Here is a 6,614-nt window from a genome sequence, read left to right as displayed (position 1 = left end):
GGCCGGGGCCGCGCCGCCGTCGTCGATGACGGCCAGCTCGGCGCCGACCTCCACCGTCTCGTCCTCGGCCACCTTGATGGACGTCAGCACACCCGCCGAGGGGGCCGGGATCTCGGTGTCGACCTTGTCGGTCGACACCTCGAGCAGGGGCTCGTCGGCCTCGACGCGTTCACCTTCGGCCTTGAGCCAGCGGGTGACGGTGCCCTCGGTCACGCTCTCGCCGAGCGCCGGCAGGGTTACGGAAACCGCCATGGTGTTCGGTTGCTCCTTAACGATCTTTGCGGATGGTACGCGCTCGGGACGATCAGTCGTGGGAGTGCAGCGGCTTGCCGGCCAGGGCCAGGTGGGCCTCGCCGAGCGCCTCGTTCTGGGTCGGGTGCGCGTGGACGAGCTGCGCGACCTCGGCCGGCAGCGCCTCCCAGTTGTAGATCAACTGAGCCTCGCCGACCTGCTCGCCCATCCGGTCACCGACCATGTGGACGCCGACGACGGCACCGTCGCGGACCTGCACGAGCTTGATCTCGCCAGCGGTCTTGAGGATCTTGCTCTTGCCGTTGCCCGCGAGGTTGTACTTCAGGGCGACGACCTTGTCCGCACCGTACAGCTCCTTGGCCTTGGCCTCGGTGATGCCGACGGAGGCGACCTCGGGGTGGCAGTAGGTCACCCGCGGCACACCGTCGTAGTCGACCGGCACCGGGTTCAGGCCCGCCAGCCGCTCGGCCACCAGCATGCCCTCGGCGAAGCCGACGTGGGCCAGCTGGAGGGTGGGAACCAGGTCGCCGACGGCGGAGATGGTCGGAACGTTGGTCCGCATGTACTCGTCGACCAGGACATAGCCGCGGTCCATGGCGACCCCGGCCTCCTCGTAGCCCAGACCCTGCGAGACCGGGCCACGGCCGACGGCCACCAGCAGCAGCTCGGCCTCGAAGGTCTTGCCGTTCTCCAGCGAGACCTTGACGCCGTCGGCGGTGTACTCGACGCCCGAGAAGCGGGAGCCGAGGGAGAAGTTGATGCCGCGCTTGCGGAAGGCGCGCTCCAGCAGCTTGGAGCTGTTCTCGTCCTCGACCGGGACGAGGTGGGGAAGCGCCTCGACGATGGTGATGTCGGCCCCGAAGGACTTCCACGCGGAGGCGAACTCGACGCCGATGACACCGCCGCCCAGCACGACCGCGGACTTCGGCACCCGGTCCAGCACCAGCGCGTGGTCGGAGGAGATGACGCGGTTGCCGTCGATCTCCAGACCCGGGAGGGACTTCGGCACCGAACCGGTGGCCAGCAGGATGTGGCGGCCGGTGTAACGCTGACCGTTCACATCGACGGAGGTGGGGGAGGACAGCCGGCCCTCGCCCGTCACATAGGTGACCTTGCGGGAGGCGATCAGGCCCTGCAGACCCTTGTAGAGGCCCGAGACCACGCCGTCCTTGTACTTGTGCACACCCTCGATGTCGATGCCCTCGAAGGTGGTCTTGACACCGAATTCCGAGCCCTCACGGGCCTGGTCGGCGATCTCACCGGCGTGCAGCAGAGCCTTGGTGGGGATGCAGCCGCGGTGCAGGCAGGTGCCGCCCAGCTTGTCCTTCTCGATCAGGGCGACGTCCAGACCCAGCTGCGCCGCGCGCAGGGCAGCGGCGTAACCGCCGCTACCGCCTCCGAGGATCACTAGGTCGAAAACGGTGCTGGCGTCGTTCGCCACGTCACGTCCTCCATGCATGGTGCGCCGGGGCCGGCCGTCGGTCGGCCGGGCGGCGGCGTGTGTTCGGCCGCTTCTTGCTTCGGCCCTGGTGTCGGGGGCCCTGTCCTGCCGGGACAACATCTTCGCACTTGTTGCGAGGAGGCGGGACGCGGGGCCGCTGTGTGAGAAATCTCCACACCCCAGTTCAGGCGTTACTCCTGGGTATGCGGAACGCGGAGCCCCGTCGATTTCGTTGAGGGCGAAATCGACGGGACTTTCGGCCCATGGCCCGGCCGGGGCCGCTCGGATCCCGGCTCAGCCGAGGTCGCCGTCGGCTCCTGGCTCAGCCGAGGTCGCCGTCGGCGGCGCGCTCGGCCAGCCGCACCAGGGTACGGACCGCGGAGCCCGTGCCGCCCTTGGGGGTGTAGCCGAACGGACCGGACTCGTTGAAGGCCGGACCCGCGATGTCCAGGTGGCCCCAGGTGATCCCGTCCGCCACGAACTCCTTCAGGAAGATGCCGGCCACCAGACCGCCACCCATGCGCTCACCCATGTTCGCCAGATCGGCGACCGGGGAGTCGATGCTCTTGCGAAGATCCGACGGCAGCGGCATCGGCCAGGACTGCTCACCGGCCTCTTCCGCGATCTCGTGCAGCGTGGTGCGGAACGCCTCGTCGTTCGACATGATCCCGAACGTGCGGTTGCCCAGCGCGAGCACCATCGCACCGGTCAGCGTCGCCACGTCCACGATCGCGTCCGGCTTCTCCTCACCGGCGCGGGTGATCGCGTCGGCCAGCACCAGCCGGCCCTCGGCGTCGGTGTTCAGCACCTCGACGGTCTTCCCGCCGTACATCGACAGCACATCGCCGGGACGGGTGGCCGAACCCGACGGCATGTTCTCCGCCAGCGCCAGCCAGCCGGTCAGATTCACCCGCAGGCCCAGCTTGGCGGCGGCGACGACGGTGGCGAACACGGCGGCGGCACCGCTCATATCGCACTTCATCGTCTCGTTGTGACCGGCCGGCTTGAGCGAGATACCGCCCGAGTCGTAGGTGATGCCCTTGCCGATCAGCGCGAGCGTCTTCTCGGCCTTGGGGTGGGTGTACGCGATCCGCACCAGCCGCGGCGGGGCGTCCGAACCCTGGCCCACGCCGAGGATGCCGCCGTACCCGCCCTTCTTGAGCGCCTTCTCGTCCAGCACCTCGGTCTTGAGACCGTGCTCCTTCGCGGCCGCCACCGCCTCGGCCGCGAAGACGGCCGGGGTGAGGACGTTGGACGGGGTGTTGATCAGATCGCGGGCGCGGTTGACCTCCGCGACCAGCGCGGTGGCACGCTCGGCGGCCGCCTTGTACTCCTTGTCCCGCGGCTTGGTCCCCACCAGGGCGACCTCGGCGAGCGGGCCGTTGTTCTTCTTGTCCTTCGCGTTCTTGCCGTTGCCGTTGCCCTTGTCGTACGCGTACGCCCCGAGCAACGCGCCCTCGGCGACCGCGCCGGCGTCCGCCGCGCTCCCGATCGGCAGCGCGAACGCGCCCTTCTTCGAACCGGACAGCGCGCGGGAGGCCACCCCCGCGGCCCGGCGCAGCGTCTCGGCGTCGTAGCCGTCGCCCTTGGCCGGGACCTCGCCCAGCCCGACCGCCAGCACGACCGGGGCCTTGAGGCCGGACGCGGAGGGCAGCTTGGTCACCTCGCCCTCGGCGCCGGTCGCGCCGAGCGTCTCCAGAACTGCGGCCAGCTTTCCGCCGAACGCCTTGTCCACGGCCTCGGCGCCGGCGGCGACGACGGGGCTCTTGGCCCCCTTCGCCACGCCGACGACGACGGCGTCCGCGCGCAGTGCCGCGGCGGAGGAGGTGCTGAGAGTCAGTACAGTCACAGTGGTCGGGTCCCTCTTCCGATAGTTCGTCGGCCGATATGGGTTGTAGGCCGCGCCCCTCCGCATCGTATGCCTCCGCGATTTTTACGGCTCGGTTCACCTCCGGGGCGCAAAAGTCGCTGCCGAGGCCGACCGTGCGCGGCTCCGGTGACCGCCGGGCGGCACCCGGGCCGGAAGACCCGGGCACCCGGACACGGCGGCACCCGGAGCGCCAGGGGCGGGTGCCGCGGCGCCCGGGGCTCAACGGGCGCCGGGGGCTTGCCGGTTGGGGCGCGCCGGGTGGTATCCGTTTGACCGTGGTCGCTCAGATACGGAGGCCGCGCGGTAGCCTTCCGCGCGATGGACACCACGCCGGATCAGCCGCAGCCGTCCGCGCACCCGCCGGAGCCCGAGCGCCCGGAGGGCGCGGAGCACCTCGAGTGTCCGGAGGCCCCCGACCGTCCGGAGCACCCCGAGCGTCCGGAGCATTCCGAGCGTCTGGAGCCTCCCGGCCGTCTGGAGCCTCCCGGCCGTCTGGAGCCCCTCGGCCGTCTGGAGCCCCTCGGCCGTCCGGAGCACCCCGAGCGTCCGGAGCCCCTCGACCGTCCGGGTCCCCCCGACCGTCCGGAGCATCCGCCGCGGCCCGCCTACGATCCGCCGCCCGCGCACGCTCCGCGCGCCTCCTGGGGCGATGGGATCCGCTTCGCCTTCGGCACGCTCACCGTGCTGCCCGTGCGGGGCGCGCGCTGGGACCGGCAGGCGGCGCACGCCGGGATGCTGTGCGCCCCGCTGGCCGGGCTGACCGTGGGGCTGTGCGCCGCCGCGGTGGGCGGGGCGTTGCTGTTCCTGGGCGGCGGGGCGCTGACGGCGGCCGTCGCCACCGCCGCGATACCCGCCGTACTGACCCGCGGCCTCCACCTCGACGGGCTCGCCGACACCGCGGACGGGCTCGGCAGCGGCAAGCCGGCCGAGGACGCGCTGCGCGTCATGAAACGGTCGGACATCGGGCCGTTCGGCGTGATCACGCTGCTGTTCGTCCTGCTCGGCCAAGTTGCGGCGCTGGCCCAGCTGTACGGACGGGGCTGGGCGCACGGCGCGGTCGCGGCGGCCGTGGCCGGTGTCGCCGCGCGCTGCGCGCTGACGCTCGCCACCCGCGTGGGGGTTCCGGCGGCGCGGCCGGAGGGGCTGGGCGCCGCGGTCGCGGGCACGGTGCCGTGGCGTTCCGCGGGTGTCGTGGCGGCCGTGACGGTGGTCGGCTGCGCGGCGGTGGCCGTCCCCTTCGGCCCGTACGCCGTCGTCCGTCACGCCGTCGCCGTCCTGGCCGCCCTGGCGGCCGCCGAACTCCTCCTGCACCACTGCCGCCGCCGTCTCGACGGGGTGACCGGTGATGTCTTCGGCGCGCTCGCGGAAACGGCCGCCACCACCGCCCTGGTGGTCCTGACCTTCGGCTAGGACCGCTGGTCCGCGCGCTCGCTAGGACCGCTGGTCCGCGCGCTCCGGGAGCTGCGCGTGCAGGGCCGCGGCCGCCTGCACCAGCGGCAGGGCCAGCAGCGCGCCCGTGCCCTCGCCGACCGTGACGCCGTGGTCGAGCAGCGGGGTGAGGGCGATGCGGTCGAGCGCCTTCTCCTGGCCCGGTTCGCCGCTGGCCTGCCCGGCCAGCCACCAGTCCGGGGCGCGGAACGCGACCCGCTGGGCGACCAGCGCACAGGCCGCCGAGACGACACCGTCGAGGATCACGGGGGTGCGGCGCACGGCGCTCTGCAGCAGAAAGCCGGTGATCGCGGCGAGGTCGGCGCCGCCGACGGTGGCCAGCAGCTGGAGCTGGTCGCCCAGCACCGGGCGGGCCCGGCGCAGTCCGTCGCGGATCGCGGCGCATTTGCGCATCCAGGCCAGGTCGTCGATCGCGGCCCCGCCCCGGCCGGTGACCACGGACGCGTCCGTACCGCACAGCGCGGCGATCAGCGTGGCGGCGGCGGTGGTGCCGCCGACGCTGAGGTCGCCGAGGACGAGGAGGTCGGTGCCGGAGTCCACCTCCTCGTCGGCGATGGCCATCCCGGCGCGGAAGGCCCGCTCCGCCTCGTCCAGGGTGAGCGCGTCCTCGACGTCGAGCCGGCCGGACGCGCGGCGTACCCGGTGGCGGGTGACCTCCGCCGGGAGGCCCTCGGGGTCGCAGTCCAGCGCCATGTCGATGACGCGGACGGACGTGCCGAGGCGGGCGGCGAGGATGGCGGCCGGGCTCTCGCCGTCCAGCACGGCGCGGACGAGGCGGTGGGTGCTCCTGGCGGGGCGGGCGGAGACACCCAGGTCGGAGATGCCGTGGTCGCCCGCGAAGAGGATGACGCGGGGCTGCTCGACGGGCTTGACCGGGACCCGCTGCTGCGCGGCGGCCAGCCACTCGCCCAGTTCGTCCAGTCGCCCGAGCGCGCCCGGCGGCAGCGCGAGCCGCTCGCGGCGCTCCTCGGCGTCGCGCCGGATGCCCCCGTCGGGGCGCTCGATCAGGTCGACGAAGTCATCGAGATTGAGAGCACTCACCTGGCGAACCCTACCGGGCGCCCCGGGAACCGGTACGGCGTCCGGCCGTTGAGCCCGGCGCGGCCCCCGCCCGGCCTCCGCCTGGCCACTGCCCGGCACCCGCCCGGCCTCCGCCTGGTCACCGGCCGGGCCCCGCCCAGGTGCCGGCCGGCACCCGCGTCGGCCTGCGTCCGGGCACCGGCTGGCACCCGCACCGGCCGGCGCCCGCGTCGGCCTGCTCGGCCCGCTCGCCCGCGCCGCCGTCTCGCGCCTTCGGCGCAGTTGAGCAGCGGGGCAGGAGGCGGGGGGCGGCCGCGTCGCCGACTTCCGGGCCGAGGGGGCGAGGCTCGGCGGCGGCTCCGGTGCTCGGGGGCTGGAGGCGTTGCCGGACTGCCGGGGGTCGGGGTGCCCCTTCCGAAAACCCTTGCTCAATTAGTTGCGTTAGATCAAGTGTTTTCGAGAGGGGTACCCGGAGGAGCCGCCGGGGACCCGACCAGCCCGCAGCCCGGAGGGACCGTGGCTGACGCGGGGAGAAGCCGCTACGGGCGGCCACTTCCACCGACCTGGCGCCCGGCGGCGCCG

General features: G+C 73.2%; 5 protein-coding genes. 1 reads left to right on the top strand and 4 read right to left on the bottom strand.

Annotated features, from left to right (window positions below; genetic code table 11):
• The 3 genes from AXW62_RS23015 to AXW62_RS23005 all read right to left on the bottom strand — a co-directional run.
• Window positions 1–252: biotin/lipoyl-containing protein (locus AXW62_RS23015; RefSeq protein WP_289306019.1), on the bottom strand; the 252-nt coding region annotated here is incomplete at its 3' end.
• 52 nt (window positions 253–304) lie between these two features.
• Complete coding sequence (lpdA, locus tag AXW62_RS23010; protein ID WP_030838769.1) at window positions 305–1,693, bottom strand: dihydrolipoyl dehydrogenase; 1,389 nt, start codon at window positions 1,691–1,693, stop codon at window positions 305–307.
• 322 nt (window positions 1,694–2,015) lie between these two features.
• Window positions 2,016–3,542 carry a leucyl aminopeptidase gene (locus tag AXW62_RS23005; RefSeq protein WP_030838772.1) on the bottom strand — a complete coding sequence of 509 codons (1,527 nt, stop codon included), beginning with the start codon at window positions 3,540–3,542 and terminating at the stop codon, window positions 2,016–2,018.
• 675 nt (window positions 3,543–4,217) lie between these two features.
• Between AXW62_RS23005 and AXW62_RS23000 the strand changes: the two genes are divergently transcribed.
• Entirely contained in the window at window positions 4,218–4,973 is a 756-nt protein-coding gene (locus tag AXW62_RS23000; RefSeq protein WP_060946180.1) for an adenosylcobinamide-GDP ribazoletransferase, read from the top strand.
• A gap of 21 nt (window positions 4,974–4,994) precedes the next feature.
• Here the strand turns inward: AXW62_RS23000 and cobT are convergent, their stop codons facing one another.
• Entirely contained in the window at window positions 4,995–6,053 is a 1,059-nt protein-coding gene (gene cobT, locus AXW62_RS22995; RefSeq protein ID WP_060946179.1) for a nicotinate-nucleotide--dimethylbenzimidazole phosphoribosyltransferase, read from the bottom strand.
• Between the last annotated feature and the right edge of the window lie 561 nt (window positions 6,054–6,614).

The sequence above is a fragment of the Streptomyces hygroscopicus subsp. hygroscopicus genome (assembly GCF_001553455.1).
Lineage (GTDB): Bacteria > Actinomycetota > Actinomycetes > Streptomycetales > Streptomycetaceae > Streptomyces > Streptomyces hygroscopicus.
Note: the sequence above shows the minus strand (reverse complement) of the source record. Positions and strands in the feature narration are given on the sequence as shown.